31 protein-coding genes and 2 pseudogenes are annotated in these 21,271 nt (G+C 71.0%); 22 read left to right on the forward strand and 11 right to left on the reverse strand.

Annotated features, from left to right (window positions below):
- The first annotated feature begins 146 nt into the window (after positions 1-146).
- The 6 genes from JOF36_RS20675 to JOF36_RS20700 all read left to right on the forward strand — a co-directional run bounded on the left by JOF36_RS20675 (position 147) and on the right by JOF36_RS20700 (position 3,085).
- Complete coding sequence (locus JOF36_RS20675) at positions 147-488, forward strand: ArsR/SmtB family transcription factor (protein WP_245350921.1); 342 nt, start codon at positions 147-149, stop codon at positions 486-488.
- The gene (locus JOF36_RS20680) at positions 481-948 is read left to right on the forward strand and encodes an SRPBCC family protein (protein ID WP_210029674.1); all 468 of its coding nucleotides are present in this window, start codon (positions 481-483) and stop codon (positions 946-948) included. The genes JOF36_RS20675 and JOF36_RS20680 overlap by 8 nt, the downstream gene beginning before the upstream one ends.
- Positions 945-1,313, forward strand: coding sequence for a nuclear transport factor 2 family protein (locus JOF36_RS40280; protein WP_210029675.1), 369 nt, complete (start codon positions 945-947; stop codon positions 1,311-1,313). Before JOF36_RS20680 ends, JOF36_RS40280 begins: the two co-directional genes overlap by 4 nt.
- A gap of 14 nt (positions 1,314-1,327) precedes the next feature.
- On the forward strand, positions 1,328-1,669 hold the full coding sequence (locus JOF36_RS20690; RefSeq protein ID WP_210029683.1) for a TfoX/Sxy family protein: 342 nt from the start codon (positions 1,328-1,330) through the stop codon (positions 1,667-1,669).
- Between the two features lie 38 nt (positions 1,670-1,707).
- Complete coding sequence (locus tag JOF36_RS20695) at positions 1,708-2,622, forward strand: alpha/beta hydrolase (protein WP_210029685.1); 915 nt, start codon at positions 1,708-1,710, stop codon at positions 2,620-2,622.
- Positions 2,623-2,764: 142 nt separating this feature from the next.
- The gene (locus JOF36_RS20700; RefSeq protein WP_210029687.1) at positions 2,765-3,085 is read left to right on the forward strand and encodes a hypothetical protein; all 321 of its coding nucleotides are present in this window, start codon (positions 2,765-2,767) and stop codon (positions 3,083-3,085) included.
- An 87-nt stretch (positions 3,086-3,172) separates the two neighbouring features.
- On the opposite strand, the gene JOF36_RS20705 is transcribed toward JOF36_RS20700, so the two are convergent.
- A complete protein-coding gene (locus JOF36_RS20705) occupies positions 3,173-3,559 on the reverse strand; it encodes a hypothetical protein (protein ID WP_210029689.1) in 387 nt (128 codons plus the stop codon).
- A 268-nt stretch (positions 3,560-3,827) separates the two neighbouring features.
- On the reverse strand, positions 3,828-4,205 hold the full coding sequence (locus JOF36_RS20710) for a VOC family protein (RefSeq protein WP_210029691.1): 378 nt from the start codon (positions 4,203-4,205) through the stop codon (positions 3,828-3,830).
- 146 nt (positions 4,206-4,351) lie between these two features.
- Here JOF36_RS20710 and JOF36_RS20715 point away from each other — a divergent pair, with 146 nt between their 5' ends.
- Entirely contained in the window at positions 4,352-4,651 is a 300-nt protein-coding gene (locus tag JOF36_RS20715; RefSeq protein ID WP_210029692.1) for an Rv3488 family transcriptional regulator, read from the forward strand.
- A gap of 178 nt (positions 4,652-4,829) precedes the next feature.
- Here the strand turns inward: JOF36_RS20715 and JOF36_RS20720 are convergent, their stop codons facing one another.
- The 4 genes from JOF36_RS20720 to JOF36_RS20735 all read right to left on the reverse strand — a co-directional run bounded on the left by JOF36_RS20720 (position 4,830) and on the right by JOF36_RS20735 (position 6,265).
- Positions 4,830-4,985 (reverse strand): hypothetical protein, encoded by a 156-nt coding sequence (locus JOF36_RS20720; protein ID WP_210029694.1) that lies wholly within the window; start codon positions 4,983-4,985, stop codon positions 4,830-4,832.
- Positions 4,986-5,026: 41 nt separating this feature from the next.
- Positions 5,027-5,500 carry a universal stress protein gene (locus tag JOF36_RS20725; protein WP_210029696.1) on the reverse strand — a complete coding sequence of 158 codons (474 nt, stop codon included), beginning with the start codon at positions 5,498-5,500 and terminating at the stop codon, positions 5,027-5,029.
- 61 nt (positions 5,501-5,561) lie between these two features.
- Positions 5,562-5,765, reverse strand: coding sequence for a DUF1918 domain-containing protein (locus JOF36_RS20730; protein WP_210029698.1), 204 nt, complete (start codon positions 5,763-5,765; stop codon positions 5,562-5,564).
- 224 nt (positions 5,766-5,989) lie between these two features.
- Complete coding sequence (locus tag JOF36_RS20735; protein WP_210029701.1) at positions 5,990-6,265, reverse strand: DUF4242 domain-containing protein; 276 nt, start codon at positions 6,263-6,265, stop codon at positions 5,990-5,992.
- A 170-nt stretch (positions 6,266-6,435) separates the two neighbouring features.
- On the opposite strand from JOF36_RS20735, the gene JOF36_RS20740 reads away from it, so the two are divergent.
- The 5 genes and pseudogenes from JOF36_RS20740 to JOF36_RS20760 all read left to right on the forward strand — a co-directional run.
- Positions 6,436-6,915 (forward strand): MarR family winged helix-turn-helix transcriptional regulator, encoded by a 480-nt coding sequence (locus JOF36_RS20740; RefSeq protein WP_210029715.1) that lies wholly within the window; start codon positions 6,436-6,438, stop codon positions 6,913-6,915.
- 48 nt (positions 6,916-6,963) lie between these two features.
- A complete protein-coding gene (locus JOF36_RS20745) occupies positions 6,964-7,503 on the forward strand; it encodes a bifunctional nuclease family protein (RefSeq protein ID WP_210029716.1) in 540 nt (179 codons plus the stop codon).
- A 44-nt stretch (positions 7,504-7,547) separates the two neighbouring features.
- Positions 7,548-8,300, forward strand: a complete 753-nt coding sequence (locus tag JOF36_RS20750; protein ID WP_210029718.1) for an IclR family transcriptional regulator — start codon at positions 7,548-7,550, stop codon at positions 8,298-8,300.
- A gap of 168 nt (positions 8,301-8,468) precedes the next feature.
- Positions 8,469-8,972 carry a GNAT family N-acetyltransferase gene (locus JOF36_RS20755; protein ID WP_210029726.1) on the forward strand — a complete coding sequence of 168 codons (504 nt, stop codon included), beginning with the start codon at positions 8,469-8,471 and terminating at the stop codon, positions 8,970-8,972.
- Between the two features lie 166 nt (positions 8,973-9,138).
- A pseudogene (locus JOF36_RS20760) lies at positions 9,139-10,422 on the forward strand (BCCT family transporter); the annotation flags it as partial.
- Between the two features lie 32 nt (positions 10,423-10,454).
- Here the strand turns inward: JOF36_RS20760 and JOF36_RS20765 are convergent.
- Both JOF36_RS20765 and JOF36_RS20770 read right to left on the reverse strand, forming a co-directional pair.
- Positions 10,455-11,351: an IS3 family transposase gene (locus tag JOF36_RS20765; protein WP_210029735.1), complete on the reverse strand. Its 897-nt coding sequence runs from the start codon at positions 11,349-11,351 to the stop codon at positions 10,455-10,457.
- Positions 11,348-11,659 (reverse strand): transposase, encoded by a 312-nt coding sequence (locus JOF36_RS20770; RefSeq protein ID WP_210029743.1) that lies wholly within the window; start codon positions 11,657-11,659, stop codon positions 11,348-11,350. The genes JOF36_RS20765 and JOF36_RS20770 overlap by 4 nt, the downstream gene beginning before the upstream one ends.
- 84 nt (positions 11,660-11,743) lie before the next feature.
- Here JOF36_RS20770 and JOF36_RS20775 point away from each other — a divergent pair, with 84 nt between their 5' ends.
- Entirely contained in the window at positions 11,744-12,388 is a 645-nt protein-coding gene (locus JOF36_RS20775; RefSeq protein WP_372447396.1) for a BCCT family transporter, read from the forward strand.
- A gap of 173 nt (positions 12,389-12,561) precedes the next feature.
- Here the strand turns inward: JOF36_RS20775 and JOF36_RS41420 are convergent.
- Positions 12,562-12,741, reverse strand: a pseudogene (locus tag JOF36_RS41420) (DUF3040 domain-containing protein); the annotation flags it as partial.
- A gap of 1,160 nt (positions 12,742-13,901) precedes the next feature.
- Here JOF36_RS41420 and JOF36_RS20780 point away from each other — a divergent pair.
- The 4 genes from JOF36_RS20780 to JOF36_RS20790 all read left to right on the forward strand — a co-directional run bounded on the left by JOF36_RS20780 (position 13,902) and on the right by JOF36_RS20790 (position 15,198).
- The gene (locus JOF36_RS20780; protein ID WP_210029747.1) at positions 13,902-14,192 is read left to right on the forward strand and encodes a glutaredoxin domain-containing protein; all 291 of its coding nucleotides are present in this window, start codon (positions 13,902-13,904) and stop codon (positions 14,190-14,192) included.
- 128 nt (positions 14,193-14,320) lie between these two features.
- Entirely contained in the window at positions 14,321-14,575 is a 255-nt protein-coding gene (locus tag JOF36_RS40285) for an acyl-CoA dehydrogenase family protein (RefSeq protein ID WP_210029749.1), read from the forward strand.
- Between the two features lie 78 nt (positions 14,576-14,653).
- Positions 14,654-14,776 (forward strand): hypothetical protein, encoded by a 123-nt coding sequence (locus JOF36_RS40290; protein ID WP_281071615.1) that lies wholly within the window; start codon positions 14,654-14,656, stop codon positions 14,774-14,776.
- 113 nt (positions 14,777-14,889) lie between these two features.
- Entirely contained in the window at positions 14,890-15,198 is a 309-nt protein-coding gene (locus tag JOF36_RS20790) for a hypothetical protein (RefSeq protein WP_210029758.1), read from the forward strand.
- A gap of 198 nt (positions 15,199-15,396) precedes the next feature.
- Here JOF36_RS20790 and JOF36_RS20795 read toward each other — a convergent pair whose 3' ends face one another.
- Complete coding sequence (locus JOF36_RS20795) at positions 15,397-15,573, reverse strand: hypothetical protein (protein WP_210029759.1); 177 nt, start codon at positions 15,571-15,573, stop codon at positions 15,397-15,399.
- A 274-nt stretch (positions 15,574-15,847) separates the two neighbouring features.
- Here JOF36_RS20795 and JOF36_RS20800 point away from each other — a divergent pair, with 274 nt between their 5' ends.
- Positions 15,848-16,087, forward strand: coding sequence for a hypothetical protein (locus tag JOF36_RS20800; RefSeq protein ID WP_210029761.1), 240 nt, complete (start codon positions 15,848-15,850; stop codon positions 16,085-16,087).
- 238 nt (positions 16,088-16,325) lie between these two features.
- Here JOF36_RS20800 and JOF36_RS20805 read toward each other — a convergent pair whose 3' ends face one another.
- Positions 16,326-16,937: a DUF7711 family protein gene (locus JOF36_RS20805; protein ID WP_210029763.1), complete on the reverse strand. Its 612-nt coding sequence runs from the start codon at positions 16,935-16,937 to the stop codon at positions 16,326-16,328.
- A 263-nt stretch (positions 16,938-17,200) separates the two neighbouring features.
- On the opposite strand from JOF36_RS20805, the gene JOF36_RS20810 reads away from it, so the two are divergent.
- The 4 genes from JOF36_RS20810 to JOF36_RS20825 all read left to right on the forward strand — a co-directional run bounded on the left by JOF36_RS20810 (position 17,201) and on the right by JOF36_RS20825 (position 21,243).
- A complete protein-coding gene (locus JOF36_RS20810; RefSeq protein ID WP_210027526.1) occupies positions 17,201-18,580 on the forward strand; it encodes a Mu transposase domain-containing protein in 1,380 nt (459 codons plus the stop codon).
- Complete coding sequence (istB, locus tag JOF36_RS20815) at positions 18,577-19,440, forward strand: IS21-like element helper ATPase IstB (RefSeq protein ID WP_210027527.1); 864 nt, start codon at positions 18,577-18,579, stop codon at positions 19,438-19,440. Before JOF36_RS20810 ends, istB begins: the two co-directional genes overlap by 4 nt.
- Positions 19,437-19,820: a DNA gyrase inhibitor YacG gene (gene yacG, locus JOF36_RS20820; RefSeq protein WP_210027528.1), complete on the forward strand. Its 384-nt coding sequence runs from the start codon at positions 19,437-19,439 to the stop codon at positions 19,818-19,820. The genes istB and yacG overlap by 4 nt, the downstream gene beginning before the upstream one ends.
- 196 nt (positions 19,821-20,016) lie before the next feature.
- The gene (locus JOF36_RS20825; protein WP_210029770.1) at positions 20,017-21,243 is read left to right on the forward strand and encodes an AI-2E family transporter; all 1,227 of its coding nucleotides are present in this window, start codon (positions 20,017-20,019) and stop codon (positions 21,241-21,243) included.
- Positions 21,244-21,271 lie beyond the last annotated feature (28 nt).

Here is a 21,271-nt window from a genome sequence, read left to right on the forward strand (position 1 = left end):
GGCACCTCGGGGTCGGCCCCGGAGATGCCTCGGGGTCGTCATCGCCCGGAACGGGGTGCCCCTCGGCCTGCGCAAGTCAACAAATTTCTATAAGTACAAGCGTGTGTTTGTGCTAGATTGCCTCGACCGCACTCGCCGAGGAGCTCATGAGTACCGACCCCGCGCCCGACATGGACCTGGCCCTGCGCGCCCTGGCCGACCCGAACCGGCGGGCGATCCTGGCCGCGGTCCGCGGCGGCCCGCGACCGGTCGGGGAGCTCGCCGAAGCGGTCGGGCTGTCCCAGCAGGCCACCTCGCACCACCTGCGGATACTGCGTGCGGCCGGCCTGGCCCGCGGTACCCGCGAGGGCACCCGTCACCTGTTCGCCGTGAACACCGACGGGCTGAGCGCGGTGCGCAGCTACCTCGACGGGTTCTGGCCCGACCGGCTCGCCGCGCTCAAGGCCGCGGTCGAGGCCGGCGGCGCCATCGGGGGCGAGGATGGCTGAGTACGCGACCTCGATCGAGATCGCGGCGCCGCCGTCGCGCGTGTTCGACTACCTGGTGACCGAGGACGGGATGACCGCCTGGATGGGCCGGCACGCGACGCTGTCGCCGGAACCGGGCGGCCGGTTCACGGTCGACATCGCCGGTTACCCCATCCGCGGCCGCTACCTGCAGGTCGAGCGGCCACACCGCGTCGTCGTGTCCTGGGGTGTCACCGACAGCCCGGACCTTCCCCCGGGCGCGTCGACAGTGGAGTTCCGGCTCACCGCGACCGCCCGCGGTACCCGCGTCGACCTCGTCCACTCCGGGCTGCCCGACACCGACCTCGACGGTCACGCCGACGGATGGACCCACTTCCTGCCCCGCCTGCAGACGGCCGCGACCGGTGGCGACGCCGGCCCGGACACGTGGCGACCGATCGACGACCGCGACCACCGAACCCACCCGGGAGCCCCACAGTGACAGCGCCATCACGCACCAGCGCACTCGAGACCGTCCTGGACTACCACCGGGCATGGACCAGCGGCGACATCGACCGCGCCATGAGCCTGGTCGCCGAGAACGCGGTGTGCCACGCACCCGGCGAGGACCTCGTCGGCAAGGACGCCTACCGCGCGTTCCTGGCCGGTTTCGCGCCATTACTGACCGGCCTGACCGAGGTGGCCAGGCTCGCCGACGACCACCACGTGATGCTCTTCTACCACCCCCACACCGCGACGACGACCACCGCGCCCGCCGCCGAGTGCTTCACCGTCGAGGACGGGACGATCGTGAAGAACCTGCTCGTGTTCGACCGGCTGTCCTTCGCCCCGCCGCCCGAGTCCTGAGCGGGCGGATCACCATGCCGAGTGGGCACGGGCCGACCGCCGAACGCATCCGCGCGATGCTTGCCGCAGAACCCTCGATCCGCGAGGTGTCGATGTTCGGCGGCCTGTCGTTCATGGTGAACGACAAGATGATCGTCAACGTCCGCCGGGGCGGCGACCTGCTCGTCCGCGTCGACCCCGAACGCTCCCCCGGACTCGTGGCCGAGCACGGCGCCCGCCCCGCCGAGATGGGTGCGGGCCGGTCGATGGGACCGGGCTGGGTCGACGTCGCCGGCGAGCTGACCGCGACCGACGACCAGCTCCGCTTCTGGCTCGACGTCGCGATGGAGTTCAACAACCGGGCCCGCGCTCGCTGACCTGTGAAACAGCCGGCCGGCCGTGAACGAGGACGGACGTGTACCTGGATCCGGAACTGGCCGCCGTGCTCCCGACCCTGCCGGATCTGCACATAGCGGATCTGCCCGAAGCCCGGACGCGGATGCGTGCGTTCGCCGACCGGGCGCCCCGGCCCGAGCACGACGACGTGGTCCTCACCGTCGAGACGGTGCCCGCGACCGGGAGCGGGCCGGCGGTCCGGGTACTCGTGGCCTCGCCACCACCGGACGTGGCGCGCCCGCTCCCTGCGCTGCTGGTGCTGCACGGCGGCGGGTTCGTCATGGGCGCCGCCGACATGACCGCACCCCAGATCGCGCACCTGTGCGCCGAGCTTGGGGCGATGGTCGTCGCGGTGGACTACCGGCTGGCACCGGAACATCCCTATCCGGCCGCGCTCGACGACTGCGCGGCCGGGCTGGCCTGGCTCACCGGCCGCACGGACGTGGACCGCGACCGGGTCGGCGTCTACGGCATGAGCGCCGGCGGTGGCCTGGCCGCGGCGCTCACCCTGCTCGTGCGCGATCGGGGCGGTCCTGCGATCTGTTTCCAGCTGCTCGACGCCCCGGAGGTCGACGACCGGCTCGACACCCCCTCGATGCACACCTTCACCGACACACCGTTGTGGAGCCGCCCGGACGCCGAGCTGAGCTGGCGGCACTACCTCTCCGGTACCGACCCGGACATGTACGCGGCACCGGCCCGCGCCACCGACCTCAGCGAGCTGCCGCCGGCCTACATCTCGGTGTACGAGAACGACCCGCTGCGCGACGAAGGACTGGCGTACGCGGCGCAGCTGCTTCGGGCGGGCGTCAGCGTCGAGCTCCACCTGTTCCCCGGCACGTTCCACCGCTCGGTCGTCGTCGCGGACGCCGCGGTCTCACGCCGCCAGGCCGCCGAGACCCTCCGGGCACTGCGCGGTGGCCTCGGCCCGTAGTTCGACTGGTCAGCGCCGACAGGGCCCGGTGAGCGAGCGGTGTATCAGTTCCGGCCGTCGGCGCGAGGTCACCCGTGCATCTCCCGGATGCGGGCCGGCCCGTCGGGGGTCGGTGCCAGGTGTTTCGGAGAGGACATCGACGATGAGTGCAGATCCGCAGGCCGCACCGGCTGCTGCCCCACCACGCACGGTCCCGGTCGCGGCCGGGACCAACCTGCGTCGGGGGGTGTCGGTCCTGGGGCCGGCCAACATCATCGGGGCCCCGTTGCCCGCGGGGTCCTACACGGCGCTGGGCCAGTGCGCCGGCGGGTCGGTCACCGAGGGCAACGCGGTGAACTTCTGGTGGGTGAAGATCAGCGCCAGCACGCACCGTGACGGCTGGGTCTCGGCGGTACGCGTGCTGGAGGGCGGGAACAACGAACCGATCGCGGGCGTGGCCGAGCTGCCCACGGTCCAGGCCTGACCGACACGGCCGGGTCCGGTCGCCGCCGGGTTCGTCGACCGACACGTGGTCGTCACCGGTGGTCCTGGGCCCGGCCGTGCCGCACGATCAATCTCGAGCGCGACTTCGGTCTGCAGGCAGCCGGAACACCACGGCGGTGGTCACGAGGAGAACGAGCGTGCCGATCGACTCCACGACGAGCGTGGTCGGCGCCAGCTGGTAGTCCAGGCTCGAGCGGATACCGAAGAGCCCGACGGTCAGTGCGAGCACCAGCGACAGCAACGTACCGGCCATGAACAGCAGGCTCAGCACGGTTGCCGCTCGCAGGAACCACCGGCGAGCAACGATCATGGCGACCGCCAGCACGAGGCCCCCGACCGCGTTCAGCACGAACAGCGCGCCGAGCACACCGCCGGTGCCGTTGAACACGAGGTAGAGGTGGATCCCGCCCATCGCCACCAGGAACAACGCGCTGAGCACCTGCCAGATCAGCACCGAGCGCTGCGTGCTGCGCCCGCCGGTACGCGCCGGCTCCGGATCGCGTGAACCGGATGACCGCCCAGATGGCACGTCGGCTCACCTCCCGACGCCGAGCCCGCCCGAGACGTTCGGCATGTCGTGTCCCGGCCAGTTCACCACATCTCGGGAGCAGGGCCCACCGATGACCGGGATCCAGAAGAGCGGGGGCGAACGCCGCGTTTCTACATGAGGCTTGCAGTCGCGCACGGACATGGGCGCGACAACCGTAAGTTGGAGCGCTGGATCAGGCCGGCTGGAACAACTCGACGAGGTTTCCGGCAGGGTCCTCGAGCAGGATCTGCGATCCACCGCGGCCGACGACGATGTCGTTGCGGAACCGCACCCCCGCCCCACGCAGCCGAGCGACGTCGCCGTCGAGGTCGGTGACGGTCAGCTGGATGCGGTTCCACCCGCCCGGTGTGGGCACGCGCCCGTCGGGCATTACCCGGGACGCACCGCCCGAGCCGTGCGCGGCGTTGACCAGCAGCCGCAGCGCGCCGCGAGACAGCGCGGCGAAACCGGGGGCGGCGTCCATGACGACGGTGAACCCGAGATGGCGGGTGTAGAACTCGATCGACGCCCCGACGTCCTCGACGATGTAGCGCACGTTCACGACGTCCATCACGGATCCCCTCCCGAGCGAGTCATCCTCCGGCAAGCCTGGCATCGCTACCCGATATCGGCAAGCGATATAAGGTGTCGGGAGGCGACGCTGATCCGCGGTGTGATAATCGGATGCCGATATCGGGTTCGCGAGGGGAGGTCGAGGTGCGGGAGTTCCAGCGGGGCGCGGTGCGGCTGCACATCCTGCATCACGCCGCCGAGCAGGAGATCCACGGCGCGTGGATGAGCAAGGAGCTGGCCTCCCACGGCTACGACATCAGCCCGGGAACGCTGTACCCGACGCTGCACCGGCTCGAACGCGACGGCTTGCTCGAGTCGACCCAGGAAGTGGTGGACGGTCGCACACGACGCGTCTACCGGGCGACCGAGGCCGGGATGACAGCGCTCGCCGACGATCGTCGTGCCTTGGCCGAGCTCGCGCGGGAGGTGCTGCCCGACCGATGAACGACCTGCGACCGGTCGGCATCAGCAGCCGAGCTCCTTCCCGACCCCGCCCTGCCGGCGCTCGCGCAGCCCGCCCGGCCCGTTGGACCCGAACGGTCCTCCGCCTTCGGATGAAGTCGATCAGCAGGGCTGAGAACGTGGGCGGTGCAGAGACCTGCGAAGCGTTGTGCAAACAGGCTCAGTACAAGAACGGGTCCAAGTCGGTGTGAAACCGGTCGAGCAATCCGGCGAAGGTGTTGCGGTCGGCGTCGGGCCAGTACGCGATCACGTCGCGCAGCGAGGCCAGCCGGGCAGCGCGGACCCGCTCGCGGGCGGCCAGACCCTCGCGGGTCACGCCCTGGCGGACTCGGGCTGCGGTGTAGGTGTCCCGCCGGCTCAGTAGCTCCGGCCGCGGGCATCAGGGAGGGGAACCACCAGCACCGGACGGTGCTGGCGCCCGATGACGGCGTGCGACACCGACGGGTCCACCAGCCGCGCCAACGCACGTCGTAGCCCCTCGCCGCGGGTACCGACGATGATCATGAGTGCGTCCTGTGCGGCGGCGGCGCGCGCCAGCTCGGTCGCGGGGTCGCCGTGACGCGCCTCGTAGGACCACGGCAGCGAGGTCTTGGCGAGCAGGTTCTCGACGTGTCGGCGCTCCTCCGCCACGAGCGCGTCGCTCGGTGCGACCCGGTCCCAGGCATATCCGTCGGCGAGGAGGTACGGATCCGGGCAGATGGTGTGCACCACATGCAACCGCGCCCCGAGCCTGCACCCGAGGTCCACCGCGACACCCAGCGCGTGGTCGCTGGAGGTGTCACGGGCGTGGCCGACCAGCAACGTGGTCGGGTGCCCGCCCGAATCGGTCACGATGCCCTCCCTCCCCGGCCGTCACCGTGCGGTACCTGGGCCGGCTGGCGCGGGCGGTGGCTCATACGCTTTCCACGGCGCTGCTGATGGTGCGGACGCGGGCGTCCGGGCCGGGGCAGTAGAGCGACTCGGTGCCGTCGTCCCAGCGGATCCGGTAGGGCGGACCTTCCTGCTCGCCGAGGACGGCGAGAACCTCCCCGAACCGAGCAGAGCGGCCCAGGGTGGCCGACTCGATGATGATCCGATCCCCCACCGCGGCCTGCATTGCTCCCACACCTTCCTCACGTCGCCCGGGTGCTCGTGGTGCACAGGTGTCGCCGACGCGTCCCTCGCGGCCCGCCCTGCCAGCCGCTCGGTGAGGGCAGCCGGGGCCGTCCCCTGCGAGGAGTACTGGCCTGTCCAGTATCGGCCCTGCTGGCGCATCTGGGCGAGGGGCAGTTTCCCGGCCGAGGCGAGCCCGATCCCTGTTCATGTCGAGCTCGCCGCAGCTCACATCGCAGCTCGGGTCGGGTCGACGATGTCGTCCACCGCCATGATGCGGTCACACGGGAAACCGCCCCTGCGCGCGTGCTCCCGGATCAGCTCCGGCGCGGTTGCGTAGTAGAGGCAGTAGATCTTGTCGTCGGTGACATAGCTGTGGGCCCATTGCACGTCCGGGCCGAGCTCGGCCAGCACGGCATTGGACTTGGCCCAGATCTGCTGCCGCTCGGCCTCGGGCACGGCCTGGATTCCGGGCACACTGCGCTCGATCAGAAACTTCTGCATGGTGATCCCCTCCGGATCCCGTGGATCGGTGGCACCCGTGCAGGAGGTGGCGGAGCGGGCTCGTCGCCGGCTCCTCCCGGGCCCCGACTTCCGAGACACCCGAGGCACTCCCGTAGGCTGCCTACGTATAATGTGTAGGTAGCCTACGGAGCTGTCAAGGGGGTCGGGCCGTGAGTTCGCCGCGCCGTCACACAGTGATCACGCTGCTGCGCGCCGTCCATGACGCCATGGTCGACGAGCTGATCGCGCGACTGCACGCAGCAGGGCACCCGGACATACGCCGCGCACACAGTTCGGTGTTCGAGAACCTCGACCGCGACGGGACCCGGCTGACCGTGCTGGCCGACCGGGCACAGATGACCCACCCGTCGATGAGCGAACTCGTGAGCGCGGTGGAACGGCTCGGCTACGTCGAACGCGTCCGGGACACCGCGGACGGCCGGGCGCGCGTCGTGTGCTTCACCCCGGCCGGGCGGAACCTGCAACGCCTCGCCCTTACCGAGACCGCGGAGGTCGAGGCCGCGTGGCTCGAGCGACTGGGCCCCCGCGTCGGCGCCGGGCTACGTACCGCGTTGCTCACCGCACTCGATACGGCCGAGGCGGAACCGAGCCCGGAGGCGGTAGACCCGGGGGGCATGGCGGGTCGATGATGGCCGGGTATCCGATCACCCCGGCGGGGCGGAGACACGATGATCGAGATGCGAGTAGCCGGAATCGGGATCGACGCCGACCGGCGAAGGCCGCTGCTGGTGCTGGTCGAGTCCCAGGGCCGCAGCCGGGTCCTGCCGATCTGGATCGCCGAACCCGAGGCGTTCGAGCTCACCGTGGCCGCGCAGCACGTGTCCCGGCCACGTCCGGGCACCCATGAACTGATCCTCGCCGTGCTGGCCGGCAGCGGCCGGCGACTGACCCGCGTGGCCATCACCGAGCTGCGTGACAGCATCTACTTCGCCGAACTCGTCCTCGACAACCAGGTGCGGATCTCGGCCCGCCCCAGCGACGCCGTGACCCTCGCACTGCTCGCCGACACCCCGATCCAGGCCCACGAGACCGTTCTCGACATCGCCGCAAGCGAACACGGCATGACGATCACCTTCGACCAGCCCGACGCCCCGGACCCCACCGCAGCGCCGGAATCGACTCCGGACGAGCCCGATACCCACGCCCGGGTCCAGGAGTTCCGCGACTTCCTCGACGCCGTCGATCCGGACGACTTCGGCACCGACCCGGACCGATAGGCGGGACCCCTGGGGCGAGCCCGCGCCAGAAAGGCGGTACCCGAATGTCCGGGGTGCAGTCCGTGGACCGCGCGATCACGCTCCTGGAGCTGCTCGCCGACCGCGGTGAGGCCGCGGTCGGCGAGCTGGCCGCAGCGCTTGCGGTGCACCACTCGACCGCGTTGCGGCTGCTCGGTGCTCTCGCCGAACACGGCCTGGTCGAGCAGGTCGGCGACCGCGGCACCTACCGGCTCGGGTTCGCGCTGATCCCGCTGGCCGGCCGGGTCGCCGAGCGGCTCGAGGTCACCACCCACACCCACCCGGTCTGCGAGGAACTGGCCGCCCGGCTCGGCGAGACGGTCACCATCGCGATCCCGGACCGCGGCCACGCGGTCAACGTCGACCAGGCCCGCGGCCCGTCGATGGTCACCGCCCACAACTGGCTGGGCCGGCTCACCCCGCTGCACAACACCTCCACCGGCAAGGTGCTCCTGGCCGCGGCCGGCGCCGCCGACCCGGACGCACTGGCCACCGCACTGGCACCCGGCACCCGCCTGTCCCGCCCGGCCCTGCGCGCACTGGCCACCGAACTGGCCCAGGTCCAGGCCCACGGCTACGCCTGGGCACTGGAGGAGTACGAGCCCGGGCTGCACGCAATCGCCGCCCCGATCCACGACCCCGACGGCGCGGTGATCGCCGCGCTGTCGGTGTCCGGACCGTCCTACCGGCTACCCGCAGAGCGGATCGCCGAGATCACCCCCGACGTCATCGCAGCCGCCCGGGAGATCAGCCACCGGATCGACCTGCACCGGCAGTGAGCCACGACGACCGCGGGGCATCGCCCTCGCCCGCGGCGAGGCGCCCAGCGTTCTCGTCGGTGAGGCGTGTGGTGGTGGACGGTCGTCGCGCCCGGCCGGGACTTGCGCCCCAGATGTGACCGCTGATCACCGACACCGCCCGGGCTGGAGGCGTCGATACTGGCGATCGTGCTCATCCGGGTCGCTACCAGCGCTGACGCTGCCGCGATGGCGCGCGTGGTGGCGACCGTGGCAGCGGAGGGTTCGATCGGTGCCGAGCCCCCGGTGGACATCGACGCCCGTGCCCGGCAGTTCCGCGAGATGCTCGAGAACCCGGGAGCGGGTGGCCTGTGGGTCCTCGACGATCAGGGTCGGGTCGTGGGCCTCGCCGGGGCGCACGACAGCGGCCCGGTCGGGGTCCTCTCGGTCGGAATGGCGCTGCTGACGCAGGCGCGAGGGCAGGGCGCAGGGCGCGCGCTGCTCGACACGCTCCTCGATCATGCTCGGGCGTGTGGTGCGCACAAGGTCGACCTCGAGGTCTGGCCGGACAATGCCCGGGCCATCGCCATGTACACCCGTGCCGGGTTCCAGGTGGAAGGGGTGCGGCGCGCTCATTACCGTCGTCGCGACGGCAGCCTGCGCTCGACGCTACTCATGGCGCATCTGCTCGATGAGGAGCCTGGCCGGCGCTAAGGGGATCGCGGTGGTCCCTCGTGCGCGCCGCGGCTACGTCCGAAACCGGGGCCGTTGTACCCCGTTCATCCGGGCCTGCTTGCTCTAGAATTGCTCGATCCAGCCACCCGGAGAGCAGGACCGCCTCCGCAGCGTCGCGGACGCGGTCGCGGAGGCGATGGTCCACATGGCTGAGCAGCAGCAACCACGACACCATGAGGCCGGTTCCGACGATTCCGTTGCCGTGGGCTCGTCGGCCGTGCCGAAGACTTCGCCGGGGATTCCGCCGGAGAATCGGGTCGCGGGGTCGGCGTCGGATGCGAAGTTGCCGATCGACTGGCTCGTGTTCGGCGTGGGCGGTGTCCTGGCGGTCGTGTTCGTGCTCTGGGGTGTCATCGGCACGGAGTCGTTGGGCAATGCCGCCTCGACCCTGCAGACCGGCCTGATCGAGGGTGGTGGTTGGGCGTTCATCCTCGCCGCCACCGGCTTCGTGGTCTTCTCCCTGTTCTTGGCCTTCAGCCGCTACGGCAAGATCCGGCTGGGAACCGACGTCGAGCAGCCCGAGTTCCGCACGGTGTCCTGGATCGCGATGATGTTCAGCGCCGGGATGGGTATCGGGCTGATGTTCTTCGGCGTCAACGAGCCGCTGTCGTTCTTCACCACCGCGGTGCCGCCGGCCTCGGGTGCTGCGCCGCTGACCCCGGACGCGGAGTGGGTCGCGATGGCGACCTCGTTGTTCCACTGGACGCTGCACCCGTGGGCGATCTACGCCGTGGTGGGACTGGCCATCGCCTACAGCACTTTCCGGCGCGGACGCCGGCAGCTGATCAGCCAGGCCTTCATCCCGCTGATCGGGCAACGGGCTGCCGAGGGGTGGATCGGCAAGGTCATCGACATCCTGGCCATCTTCGCGACCCTGTTCGGTTCGGCGGCGTCGCTGGGCATCGGGGCGTACCAGATCGGCGGTGGTCTGCAGGCCACCGGGTTCACCGCGGGGCAGCCGGGCGCGATCGTGCTCGTGGGGATCATCGTCGTCCTGACCGCCGCCTTCGTACTGTCGGCGGTGTCGGGCATCGCCCGCGGCATCCAGTACCTGTCCAACATCAACATGGTGCTGGCGGGTCTGTTGGCGCTGTTCGTGTTCGTGGTCGGCCCCACGATCATCATCCTGAGCCTGATCCCGAGCAGTATCGGCGCCTACTTCACCGAATTCTTCGAGATGGTCGGGCGCAGCGGCGCCCAAGGCCCGGAGATGCAGGACTGGCTCAGTTCCTGGACGGTGTTCTACTGGGCCTGGTGGATCTCCTGGACCCCGTTCGTCGGGATGTTCCTGGCCCGGATCAGCCGCGGGCGCACCATCCGTGAGTTCGTGGGCGGGGTCATCCTGGTGCCCAGCGTGGTCAGCCTGTTGTGGTTCGCCGTCATGGGCGGCACCGCGATCAACCAAGCCAGCCAAGGTGCTCAGTTCTCCGATGAGGTTCCCCCGGTTTCGCGGAGTCCGGGTTATCTGTGATCGTCGCGCTGGCCGCGATCGTAGGCGTCCTCGTACTCGTCAGGTGAGAGCCCGCCGAGCCCGGCCTGGATCCGGCGGGGGTTGTACCAGCCGTCTATGTAGCGCAGCAGGGCGTGCTCGGCCTCGGCGCGGGTGGCGAACGTCGTACCCGGCCAGTACACGAGTTCGATCTTGAGCGTGGACCACAGGTTCTCCGCGAGGGCGTTGTCGTAGCTGTCGCCTGTGGACCCGGTCGAGGGTGCGACACCGGAGTCGACCAGGCGCTGGGTGAACCGCAGCGCCGTGTACTGGGCGCCCTTGTCGCTATGGAAGATCAACTCGCCGGAGCGCGCCGATCGGGAGCGCAGCGCATGATCCAGGGCGGTGAGCACCAGCGCGGTGGTCGCCCGCTCACCGGTGGCCCAGCCGACGACCCGGTTGGCGAACGCGTCGCGCACCGAGGCCAGCCACAGCACGCCCTCGCCGGTGACCAGCCGCGTCAGGTCAGCGACCCAGAGCCGGTTCGGCGCGTCGGCCCGGAAGTCGCGCTCGACCCGGTCCGGGGCGGCGGTGTGGTTCGGATCCTGCCGGGTCGAGCCGTGGCGCCAGCCCCGGCGCAGGTGCGCGCCCTGCAGGCCGTGGGTGCGCATGATCCGCTCGATGCGCTTGCGCCCGACGCGCACGCCCTGGCGGCGCAGCTCCAGCCACACCCGCGGCGAGCCGTAGGTAGCGGCGTGCTCGTTCACGCTGCGCACCTTGACGATCTGCTCGAGCAGCGCCGCGTCGTCGAGCTCGCGCCGGCTCGGGGCGGCCTGGCGGGCCCGCCAGTCGTAGTAGGTCGAGGCCGGGATGCCCCGGACCCGCAGTACGAGACCGGCCGGGAAGCCATGGGCGTCGATGAAGCTCATGACCACCTCCGGGTCGGGCCGATCTCGCTGGCGAAATACGCACTCGCCGCGCGCAGGACCTCGTTGACCCGCCGCAGCTCAGCGTTCTCGGCCGCCAACCTGCGGTTCTCCTCAACCATGTCAGTGCTTGAGCGGTCATGCCGTTCGCCGGCGTCGGCCTCGGCCTGACGGACCCAGTTCCGCAAGGCCTCGGGGTGCACGTTGAGCTGCTCGGCCAGCCGCTTGAACGACGGCCGCGGCTCGGACTGTCGATACAGCCGAACCGCCCGTTCCCGCAGCTCATCGGGGTACTTCCTCGGTGCTGCCAACAGAGCCTTCCTTCCCAGTCCCTCACGATGGGACCAGTCTTCGAAGACTCCGGCGAAGCGGGGGAAGCTCACGATGACTCGGATGTGCAGCTGTTCCAGATGCTGGACGCCTACCCCTGGGCCACGGCCACCGGGCTGCTGGCCATGGTCCTCGTGGCGATCTTCTTCGTGTCCGGTGCGGACGCGGCCTCGATCGTCATGGGCACGCTGTCCGAGCGCGGCAGCATCGATCCCAGCCGGTGGGTGGTGATCTTCTGGGGCTGTGTGATGGGCGCGGTGGCGGCCATCATGCTGCTCGCCGGCGGCGAGGATGCGCTGTCGGGGTTGCAGAACATCACGATCCTGGTGTCGGCGCCCTTCGTGATCGTCATGATCATGTTGTGCTTCGCCCTGGGCAAGGATCTGCGCCGCGACCCCATGATGCTGCGCGACATCAAGGGCCGGCGGGTCATCGAGCATGCCGTCGACTACGCCACCGAGCGCCACGGCGACGACTTCTACATCCAGGTCCAACCGTTCACCCGGGCCGAGCAGGACGCCCTGGAGCGGGCCATGGCCGGTCGCCGCTCCGGCGACACCGGCGTCGGCGGTGGCCCCGGCACCGGTCCCGGGTACAGGATGACCGTGCCGGGCGACCCCGACCAGGAATCCACACCCTCCCCGGATGCGGCGCCGGGCGCCACGAGAGGCTCCGAGTCCGCCGACCGGTCCAGCAACGACCGCGGCTGAGATTCGCTCCCGGCCCGAGGCCGGGGGCCTGCTAAGTGATCAGGTGTCCTGGCCTCACAGTTCGCCGTGGCGTCGGGCCCAGAGCAGGCACCCTGCTGGGACAAGTCCCAGTTGCACGATGAGCACGGTGACGGTCTCGAGGGCCCTGGGAGGAGAGCGATCACGGCCGCGTAGAGCACCGCCAGCAGCATCACCACGACCACGACCCACCAGCGCAGTCGGGTGCCGGTGTGCCGGATCGGCGGGTGAACGTTTCCCTCGGTGCCGCTCAACAGGTGTGCGAGATCTGGGTCGTCGCGGTAGGTCGAGCGCGCGAGTTCGGCGAGCACATCGCGTTCGTGCTCGCAGCACATCGCGTTCGTGCTCGCCGAGTGGGCGCGGTGGGTGGTCGTCGAGCACGGCCTCGACCCCCTCGCAACGGGGCATCGCTCCAGCGACGGTAGCGGGATCACGGTACGACCGATCCGTCGCTCGGCCACCCTCTCCCCAACGCGGTCGTGCCCCGATCGTTATGCACGGCGTCGTGGGGTGAGTGCGGCTGACGCAGGCGGACCATATCGAAACGGTCAGCGGCTTCAGTGTGATTCAGCAGTCGAGGTTTCAGTTCTTGTAGGATCGGGTACGCGCCCGTTCAAGATCGACGGCAGGCCCGGGCGTGTCCGTTGATCGAGGCCCGGCCGGTTGGAAAGCAGCCGGCCGGGCTGCCTCGTCAAGCACGTGGGAGTGCTGCTTCACCTGCGCCTCCGGTTGCGCCGGCCGGGCCGGTCCGGGACCGTGCTTCGGTCCCCTGATCCGAGTGAGGCTCCCCGATGATCAGAGCAAGGCAGTGCCGCCATGCGCGCTCGCGACAGCTGAACGGACACGGATCCGGCCCGGAATGGTGGGCACCCCCGCTACGTGACTCCGAATCCGTGCCGATCTTTCGGGCGGTCGTCTCCGTCATCACGTCGCTCCGGGGCCGACCGCGACCGGAGAGACGACCTGGAGTCCCCTGGGTGCGATCAGTGCAGGTGCACACCCGCGTTCGCCGGCAAGGACTGCTTCCGTAGTCGGCTGAAGCGGTGCACGTGAGTCGCCCGCCCACTCCCGCCCCGCTCATGCGCCGTCAGCGAGGCGGGAACGGTGGCTGTGGGGTGGGCCGTGTGGGATCTGGTCCCGGATCCGGTGGCTCCGGATCGGGAATCGGTGGCGGTGGCGGTTCCGGAACCGGTTTGGGCGGTACCGGCGGTGGGACGGGCGGTGCGGGTGGCTCCGTGGCCCTGCCGGGGCGTGTGCTGATCGATGTCATCGGTTGATCACCTCATCTACCACGGTCGTATGACGTGCCATACCCCGCTGTGGAAGGCATACCCGCCGGCTCCGTGGTCGATTCGTTCGGAACGGCCTGGTCCGGCAACCGCAAGGCGAGGGCATCAGCGAGCCGGAGTGCTGCGCGTGCGCTCGCCCGCATCCGATAATCGGGCCCGGAGCACGGTCCCAACCTGGGCCGCTGCGGCGCGGGAGGCGATCGGACATGACGGGTGAGAGGCCCGCGAACCCCGCGGGCGAGGTCGTCCTGTATTGGCGGCCGGGCTGCCTGTTCTGCGTCGCGCTCCGCGCGCGGCTGTCCTTCTCCCGCTTGCGCTACCGGCGGGTGAACATCGCCGGTGACCCGGACGCGGCCGCGTTCGTCCGGTCGGTGGCCGACGGCAACGAGACCGTGCCGACCGTCGACGTCGCGGGCCGGGTCCTGGTCAACCCGTCCGCGCCGGATCTGCTCGCCGTCGTCCGCGAGCGCGCCCCGCACGCGCTGGCTCGGGGCTGACGGCGCCGACCCGGGTGCGGCGTTCCGGTCCCGGCAGCGCCGACCCTCGCACGTGTGAGCAGGGACCGCCTCCGCGGCGACGCTTCGCGCCGCGTCCCCGAAGTGTTCCCGCCCTCGGGCACAGTGCGGTGGCCGAGATCGGCGAGGACCCACCCGCCGACGAGGCCACGCTGGCCACCGCGATGACCGCCAAGCGAGAGGCGGTCCTGGCAGCCCGATCCGTCGTCGACACCGCCCTCGAGGTCGCCGGGGGCAGCGCGTTCTTCCGTCCTTCGGCGCTGGAACGAGCCTACCGAGACGTGCGGTGCGGACCGTTCCACCCGCTCACCCCGGAGGGGACGCCGGTCGTGCTCGGCGACCGCGCCCTCGCCGCCCAACGCTGACCACCCGTCCGAAACGAAGCGCGACGACGTTCGAACACCGGCTCCTGATCACCAGGACGAACCGTTGAGGAGCACATCGTGGCCGAGTACGCGACCACCATCGCCGCCGCCGTCGGCAAGATTGTCGAGCGATGGAGCCGGGTCGACGACCGCACCTTGCTCACGCAGATCGGCGCGATGCCCGCCAACACCATGGCCTGAGCCCGGATACCGTGCACGAGACGGGCCGGGTCGCGCCGGAGGTGGAGGCTCTCGGTGGTTACGAGCCGGGGTTCAGGGGGTATACGGAACCCAGCAACGCGAGGACACCACAGATGAGTCGGCCACCCGACAAGCACGACAAGCACGAGCCACCCAGCGGTCCGGAGCTTACGAGCCCGTCACTGGCCGACATCACCTACCGGTTGATGACCGGGTTCGCCGGCTCGGTCGACCGTTCCACCATCACCCGCATCGTGCGGACCTGCCACCGTGACCTTCGCAGGGCACCCGCCAGGGCCGGGTCCGACGGCGCGGCCCTGCCCGAACTCATCGAGCGCCGAGCCCGCGAGAACCTGGCCGCCCTGATCAAAACCGGATCCGCCGGCCTGAAGACCGCACCCGGCCAGTTCTCATCCCCGTAGTCCCCAACTCCCTCTCCCCCCGTCAACCGTCAGCAGCCGTCCGTTGTCCTCAGGTCCGGCAGCGCCGAAGAAGGCGTCCGGCCGACCGTCGCCGAGACGGCCACCCGGATGAAGTCGTGCAGTGCGAGTGTTCCTCGCCGCCTACGGCACCGCGCAGCAGAGCGCACGACAGCGGGGTGCGAGGCGACGCGCCGCGTGTCAGGTGTCCGACACCCGGTCAACCGCTCGCTCCCAGAACGGCACGGTGAAGAAGAACAAGGCCAGCAGCAGGCCCTTGACCAGTCCCGGCCAGCGCTGCTCGAGCAAGGCCAGCACCGCCAGGGTCAGGAAGAGCACGCCGGGCACGAGGGCTAGCCACTTCAGCTTGTCCCACATCGCCGATCACCTCCACGTCGGTGGAGGTCGAGCGTGGCCTGTCACGACGGCGGGATCGATGGGGCCCACCCCACGTCCGCGGGGAGCCAACCCCCGCGTGCTGGTAGATCGACGCAGTAGGTTTCGTGGACCTCTTACCGGACGACCGGAGCCGCTACCGTCACGATATGACTCACGTCACACCCGGGTCGGAAAGCGTGATCGTGGGTCACGGCTTCTACACCGACATTTCCAACCGCAACGGGCGGCGGCCCGCGGCGCGTACCGACACCTGGTGGACGCGGCGAGCGCAGTGCCGCTGCCGTCGCCGCCGACGCCTGTGCTGATCGGCGATGTCGGCTGTGCGGGCGGCGCGAACGAGATGGCACCACTCGCAGCGGCGATCGACGCGGTACGCGCTCGGGACGCAGCGGTTCCGGTCGAGGTGGCCCATACCGACCTGCCGGAGAACGACTTCGGCCCGATGTTCGCGCTGCTCGGTGGCCCGGACGGGTACCCGAGCGCTCGACCGTGATCGAGACGTTCTACCAGGGACTCCACGGCAGGATCGCCGCCGACCCGAGGGCAGCCGCCTGCTGCTGGCACGTGATGACGCTACGGCTGCGGCGCCGCGCCGGGGCCTGACCGCGACAGGCTCTCCCAGCCCGGGACGGCAGGTGCGCGGCGAGGGCGACGACCGCGAGAGCCTGGCCGCCCGATCGACGTCACGCCCGTCCGGACCCTCCGTGTAGCGCCACCGCAGCGGAGCGAGTTCAGCACTGGAGGGCGTCGTCGATCTCGCGCAGGCCCTGGGCTGCACGCCAGAGGTGGTCCTCGGGAGGGGCCCCGAGCCCCTTGCGCTCGGCGCGCCAGTCCCGGTCGTGGTAGCGATCGAGCACCTCGCGCAGATGGGCTCGGGCCAGGGCACGCTCGTCGTGGAGCTGGGCGTGCCATTCCGGCAGGGACGGCTCCACAGTGGATGGACTGCGTCGTTCGCGCAGCGCATCGAGGACGGCGGTGTCGGGCCCGTCGTGGTCGGACCAGAACCGCGCCACACGACGATCCCGCGCGTTCCACGCCGGCCACACGTGCGGACGGTAGGACCACAGCACCGGACGCTTGCCGAGGCCCAGCTGCTCCGACACCCATTCACCGGCGGGGTGCAGGGCGATCCAGGGCAGCTCGTCGGCGGGGATCTCGAGGAGCAGCACCACGTGCACCTCGTCCACCTGCACGTCCTCCACCGCGTCGCCTGGCCGCAGGAGGCTGCCGGTGACCCACAGCGACTCCAGTGGCCATCCGATGGGAGCGCCCCGGAACCGGAGGTTCTCGCTCGCGATCTCGGCCATGGCGGCGAGGTGCCGCACGGCGGAGGTTCGCTTCATCGGACTCCCTCCCGCAAACGTCGCCGTGGTCGCTCTGCAGCCGAGGCTCAGCTGCCGTCACCGGGACGGACGCTACCTCGATCGAGCTCACCGACGACGCCTGCTTGTGAGCCCCGTTGCCGCCGCTCATCTGAAAGTGACCACTGCTGATCAGTGGAAGTGACCACCCTTGCGACCCGCCGACTGAGATCCACCACCAGTAGGCGGGCCCCCTCGACGCTCCGGTTGAACCGGCCGGAAGTCGTCGAGGGAGCCCACTCGGGATGCTCGCATGGGAGTCGTACGTGGAAGCACAAGCACTACGCGCGCAGGGATGGACGATCTCCGCGATCGCCCGGCATCTGGGCGTCACACGGGTGACCGTGCGCCGCTATCTGAGCGGCGAACACACGCCGGGGCAGCGGGCCCGCAGCGCGCCGGATCCGTTCGAGGGGTTCGCCGAGTACTGCCGGCTGCGGCTCGGTGCGGACCCGCATCTGTGGGCGACCACGTTGTTCGACGAGGTCACCGCGCTGGGCTATGCGGGCTCGTATCCCTCGTTCACGCGCGCGCTGCGCGCCCGGGAGCTGCGCCCGGCCTGCGAGCCGTGTCGGTCGGGCAAGACCAGCCAGCGGGCGGTGATCGCCCACCCGCCGGGCGCCGAGACCCAGTGGGACTACCTGGAGCTGACCGACCCGCCCGCGCACTGGGGGTTCGCCGGCAGCGCGTTCGTGCTGCTCGGGGTGCTGGCGCACTCGAGCCGGTGGCGGGGCTGGATCACCGAGTCGCTCGATCAGCCGCACCTGATCGAAGGCCTCGACCAGGTCGTCGGCCGTCTCGGCGGGGTGACGCGGCGGTGGCGGTTCGACCGGATGTCCACGGTGTGTCATCCCGGCTCGGGCCGGCTCACGGTCAGCTTCGGACCGGTGGCGGTGCACTACCGGGTCGGGATCGACATCTGCCCGCCGCGGCACGCCTGGCGCAAGGGCGCGGTGGAGAAGAGCGCGCACGTGATCGCCCAACGCTGGTGGCGCACCCTGGCCGACGACACCACCCTCGCGGGGGCCCAGGCCGGGCTGGACCGGATCTGCGCCCGCCTCGACGGACGCCGCCGCGCCGACGCCGACGGGGGCAAGACGACCGTGGGCGCGCTGGCCGAGGCCGAGCCGTTGCGGGCGGCACCGGCGCCGCTGCCGGCGGTGCTGAGCGTCGAGCGCACCGTGTCCGAGCAGGCCCTGGTCGCGTTCCGCGGCAACCGCTACTCGATCCCACCCGGGCACACCGGCGAGATCGTGACCGTTCGCCACCAACTCGGCACCCCGGCACTGGACATCGCCACCGCACGCGGTGTCGCGCTGGCGCATCACCTGCGGTCCCCGGACGGAGCCGGCGCACTGGTGCGCCTCGACGAACACGTCGCCGCCATGACCCGGGTGGTGCTCGCCGAGTTCACCGACCGCGCGCCCTGCCCGCGCAAGCACCGCCGCCCACCCACCGCCGACGCCCTGGCCGAAGCGGATCGGATCCGCCACGCCCAGGCCGGCCCGGCCAGCGGCGAGCAGGTCGTCATCGACTTCGACGCCTACGCCTCCGGCACCCGCCCGCTGCGCGGACGCGCCCACACCGGCGAGACCAGCGGACAGGATGGGCGGGAGAGCTCATGAACACCCACCGGCCCGACCATGCGGTCAACCAGGCTGAACCCGACGGCTCGAGCGAGGCGGCGACCTATCAGCGGCTGCGCGCTCACCTGGAGGTCCTCAAGCTGGGCACGGCCGCCGAGGCGTTGACCGGGGTGCTCGACGCCGCCCGCGCCGAGCAGCTCTCGCCCACCGCGGTGATGGAACGGCTGCTCGGGCTCGAGGTCTCCCACGCCGAGGCCCGTCGGTTGGCCGGCAGGTTGCGGTTCGCCTGCCTGCCGCACTCCTGGACCCTGGACGAGTTCGACTTCGCCGCCCAACCCGGGGTCGACGAGAAACTCGTGCGTGAGCTCGCGGCGCTGCGCTTCCTCGACGACGCCGGCAACGTCCTGTTCGTCGGTCCACCCGGCACCGGCAAGACGATGCTCGCGGTCGCACTCGCCCGGGCCGCGGTCGATGCCGGGCACCGGGTCTACTTCACCACCGCCGCCGACCTGGCCAAACGCTGCCGCAAGGCCGCCTTGGAAGGACGCTGGGCCACCGCGATGCGGTTCTACTGCGGCCCCCGGCTGCTGGTGATCGACGAGTTCGCCTACTCCCGCACCGCGCCGGACCCGGACGCGAACGCCGCCCTGTTCGAGGTGATCAACCGCCGCTATCTGAAGTCGTCGACGATCGTGACCAGCCACGCCGGAGTGGCCAGCTGGGGTGACCGGCTGGCCGACCCGATGCTGGCCGCCGCGCTGCTCGACCGGCTGCTGCACCGGGGCATCGTCGTCGCCATCGACGGGCCCTCCTACCGGATGCGGGCCCACCAGCAACGCAGTAACCAACTCCGGCGGGCGCTCGGCGAGCACGACCCGACCGGGCAGGGCCGATCATGACCATCCTGGGCGAGCACCCCTGCCCGGCCTGCGGCCGGCAGGTCACCGTGACCCGACGCAACCCCAACCGCCGGTTCTGCTCCTCGCGCTGTCGAGCCGCGCATCACCGCGACCACCCGCACACCGCCCCGGACGCCGTTCCCGGCTCGTTCAACACCCCGAACGCCGTCACGCGCGATGCCCTCACCAGCCCGAACGGCGACCACGCCGTTCCCGACGCCGTCCCGAACGCCGTCCCACCCGGGCACGCCGTTCCCGCCGCGAACGGCGTCCAACGCTGCCCGCACTGCCGCACCGAGCTGGCCGTCATCACCGTCGTCGTCCCCGCCGGCGCCGCCCACATCCGCACCCCGGAGGTGACCCACATGACCCCGACCTGACCACTACTCTGGCCGCGCCAGGGTGGTCACTTCCACCGATCAGAACTGGTCATTTTCGCTGAGCGCCAGCACCGTTCCCGGCCGGAGTTTCTCCGCCCACACGGTCGGGTAACTCCCCCGTCGACCGCCGCGGACGCGGACAGCAGACCGTGGAGGGTGACGCGAGGATGGACCCGAGCTCGTCGGAGACCGGGCGATGAGGACCGTGCGCGCCCGCACCGGCACCGCCGGATCGGCCCGGCCACGTCCGCGCCGCACCGGCCCGGGGTGGTCGGGCACGAGCACCACGGAACCGGCCCGGCCGGCCACGCGCGGCGACATGGTCGGTGCCGGGCTGCGGTGGACGGCGCAGTGGAGCGGCCGCGTCCTGCTGGTCGCACTGGCACTGGCGTTGCTCGGTTACGTGATCGGCCTGCTGTGGGTGGTCGTCCTGCCGGTGTTCCTGGCCCTGGCCCTGGCGACCGTGCTGCGGCCCCCGGCGGCGTGGCTGATCGCGCACCGCTGGCCCCCGGTGGCCGCTGCGCTGCTGGTGCTGCTGGTCGCGGTGGCCGTGCTGGTCGGGCTGGCGATCGTGCTGGGCCCACCGGTGATCGGCCAGATCGGGGCCATGGTGGCGGGCGTGGTCGGCGGGCTGGGGCAGGTCCGCGCCTGGCTGGCCGGGCCGCCGCTCGACCTCGGCAGCGGGCAGGCCGGGGCGATCCTCGACATGCTCACCCAGCAGCTACAGCAGAGCGCGGCCACCATCGCCTCCACCACCCTGACCGCGGTCGGCACCATCGCCTCCTCGATCGCCACCCTACTGCTGGCGCTGGTGCTGGCGTTCCTGTTCGTCAAGGACGGGTCGCGCGTGCTGCCCTGGGTGCAGCACTGGGCCGGCACCCCGGCCGGACCCCACCTGGGCGAGGTGCTCACCCGGTCCTGGCACACCTTGGGGGGTTTCATCCGCGCCCAAGCGCTGGTCGGCCTGATCGACGGGGCCCTGATCGGCATCGGGCTGGCGGTGATCGGTGTCCCGCTCGCGCTCCCCATCGCGGTGCTCACCTTCTTCGCCGCGTTCGTGCCCTACATCGGGGCCGTCGTGGCCGGTGCGCTGGCGATCCTGATCGCGCTGTTCTCGCAGGGCTTCACCAGCGCGCTCGTCGTGCTCGCGATCGTCCTGGTGGTGCAACAGCTCGAGGGCAACGTGCTCGCGCCGCTGCTGCAGGGCCGCACCCTCGGGCTTCATCCCGCGGTGATCCTGCTCGCCGTCGTGGTGGGGTGGAGCCTGTACGGGGTGGTCGGGTCCCTGCTCGCGGTGCCGGTCACGGCCGTCGCCGCCACGGTGCTGAACTACCTGCGCGAGCAGGCCTTGCTGCGCGGTGGTGCGGATCGCGAGCCGGTGGGTGGTAGCCCGTCCGGACCCGAGGACGGTCGGTCCGGGTAGCCGGGCCGCCTGCGATGACCGGCCCGGC

Origin of the sequence: Pseudonocardia parietis, from assembly GCF_017876315.1 — a bacterium.
Classification (GTDB): domain Bacteria; phylum Actinomycetota; class Actinomycetes; order Mycobacteriales; family Pseudonocardiaceae; genus Pseudonocardia; species Pseudonocardia parietis.

Excerpts from the sequence above, each read along its gene's own strand:
- JOF36_RS20765 (WP_210029735.1), bottom strand. The coding sequence starts at position 11,351 with ATGAGCTTCATCGACGCCCATGGCTTCCCGGCCGGTCTCGTACTGCGG.
- JOF36_RS20735 (WP_210029701.1), bottom strand. The coding sequence starts at position 6,265 with ATGCAGAAGTTTCTGATCGAGCGCAGTGTGCCCGGAATCCAGGCCGTG.
- JOF36_RS20680 (WP_210029674.1), top strand. The coding sequence starts at position 481 with ATGGCTGAGTACGCGACCTCGATCGAGATCGCGGCGCCGCCGTCGCGC.
- JOF36_RS20805 (WP_210029763.1), bottom strand. The coding sequence starts at position 16,937 with ATGAAGCGAACCTCCGCCGTGCGGCACCTCGCCGCCATGGCCGAGATC.
- JOF36_RS20675 (WP_245350921.1), top strand. The coding sequence starts at position 147 with ATGAGTACCGACCCCGCGCCCGACATGGACCTGGCCCTGCGCGCCCTG.
- JOF36_RS20790 (WP_210029758.1), top strand. The coding sequence starts at position 14,890 with ATGAGTCGGCCACCCGACAAGCACGACAAGCACGAGCCACCCAGCGGT.
- JOF36_RS20795 (WP_210029759.1), bottom strand. The coding sequence starts at position 15,573 with ATGTGGGACAAGCTGAAGTGGCTAGCCCTCGTGCCCGGCGTGCTCTTC.
- JOF36_RS20810 (WP_210027526.1), top strand. The coding sequence starts at position 17,201 with ATGCTCGCATGGGAGTCGTACGTGGAAGCACAAGCACTACGCGCGCAG.
- JOF36_RS20690 (WP_210029683.1), top strand. The coding sequence starts at position 1,328 with ATGCCGAGTGGGCACGGGCCGACCGCCGAACGCATCCGCGCGATGCTT.
- JOF36_RS20700 (WP_210029687.1), top strand. The coding sequence starts at position 2,765 with ATGAGTGCAGATCCGCAGGCCGCACCGGCTGCTGCCCCACCACGCACG.
- JOF36_RS20825 (WP_210029770.1), top strand. The coding sequence starts at position 20,017 with ATGAGGACCGTGCGCGCCCGCACCGGCACCGCCGGATCGGCCCGGCCA.
- yacG (WP_210027528.1), top strand. The coding sequence starts at position 19,437 with ATGACCATCCTGGGCGAGCACCCCTGCCCGGCCTGCGGCCGGCAGGTC.
- istB (WP_210027527.1), top strand. The coding sequence starts at position 18,577 with ATGAACACCCACCGGCCCGACCATGCGGTCAACCAGGCTGAACCCGAC.
- JOF36_RS20745 (WP_210029716.1), top strand. The coding sequence starts at position 6,964 with ATGCGAGTAGCCGGAATCGGGATCGACGCCGACCGGCGAAGGCCGCTG.
- JOF36_RS20710 (WP_210029691.1), bottom strand. The coding sequence starts at position 4,205 with ATGGACGTCGTGAACGTGCGCTACATCGTCGAGGACGTCGGGGCGTCG.
- JOF36_RS20750 (WP_210029718.1), top strand. The coding sequence starts at position 7,548 with ATGTCCGGGGTGCAGTCCGTGGACCGCGCGATCACGCTCCTGGAGCTG.
- JOF36_RS20780 (WP_210029747.1), top strand. The coding sequence starts at position 13,902 with ATGACGGGTGAGAGGCCCGCGAACCCCGCGGGCGAGGTCGTCCTGTAT.
- JOF36_RS20730 (WP_210029698.1), bottom strand. The coding sequence starts at position 5,765 with ATGCAGGCCGCGGTGGGGGATCGGATCATCATCGAGTCGGCCACCCTG.